This is a genomic window from Burkholderia sp. Ax-1720, from assembly GCF_011753035.1.
GTDB lineage: Bacteria > Pseudomonadota > Gammaproteobacteria > Burkholderiales > Burkholderiaceae > Burkholderia > Burkholderia gladioli.
Genome location: NZ_VWWK01000453.1, coordinates 1 through 922, shown reverse-complemented (window position 1 = coordinate 922; position 922 = coordinate 1). Strand labels below are relative to the sequence as shown.

Sequence of the window (922 nt, the reverse complement as noted above, 5' to 3'; positions counted from 1 at the left end):
CATGACCACGCCTCAGGAACTCAAGCAGATCATCTCGGAAGGCCTGCTGTCCTTCCCCGTCACCGACTTCGACGCCGAGGGCAACTTCCGCCCGAGCACCTATGTCGAGCGCCTCGAATGGCTCGCCCCCTACGGCGCCTCGGCGCTGTTCGTGGCCGGCGGCACGGGCGAGTTCTTCTCGCTGACCCGCGACGACTACTCGAACGTGGTGCGCACCGCCGCCGAAACCTGCAAGGGCAAGGTGCCGATCCTGGCCGGCGCCGGCGGCCCCACCCGCGTGGCGATCGAATACGCCAAGGAAGCGCAGCGCCTGGGCGCCAACGGCGTGCTGCTGATGCCGCATTACCTGACCGAAGCCTCGCAGGAAGGCATCGCCGATCACGCCGAGCAGGTCTGCAAGGCCGTGCCGGACATCGGCGTGATCATCTACAACCGCGCCAATTCCAAGCTCAACGCCGACATGCTCGAGCGCCTGGCCGAGCGTTGCCCGAACCTGATCGGCTTCAAGGACGGCGTGGGCGAGATCGAGTCGATGGTGACCATTCGCCGTCGCCTGGGCGATCGCTTCGCCTACCTGGGCGGGCTGCCGACCGCGGAAGTCTATGCCGCGGCCTACAAGGCGCTGGGCGTGCCGGTCTATTCGTCGGCGGTGTTCAACTTCATCCCGAAGACGGCGATGGACTTCTACCGCGCGATCGCCGCCGACGATCACGCCACCGTCGGCAAGCTGATCGACGAGTTCTTCCTGCCCTACCTGAAGATCCGCAACCGCCGCGCGGGTTACGCGGTCAGCATCGTGAAGGCCGGCGCCAAGCTGGTCGGCCACGACGCGGGCCCGGTGCGCGCCCCGCTGACGGACCTGAACGAAGCCGAACTGGCCGAGCTCGATGTGCTGATCAAGAAGCTCGGCGCGCAGTAAGCC

Annotated in this window: 1 protein-coding gene; it reads left to right on the top strand. The window is 66.9% G+C overall.

Annotated elements, in window-relative coordinates:
• Window position 1 precedes the first annotated feature (1 nt).
• Window positions 2–919 (top strand): 5-dehydro-4-deoxyglucarate dehydratase, encoded by a 918-nt coding sequence (gene kdgD / locus F3J18_RS37620; RefSeq protein WP_126240124.1) that lies wholly within the window; start codon window positions 2–4, stop codon window positions 917–919.
• Window positions 920–922 lie beyond the last annotated feature (3 nt).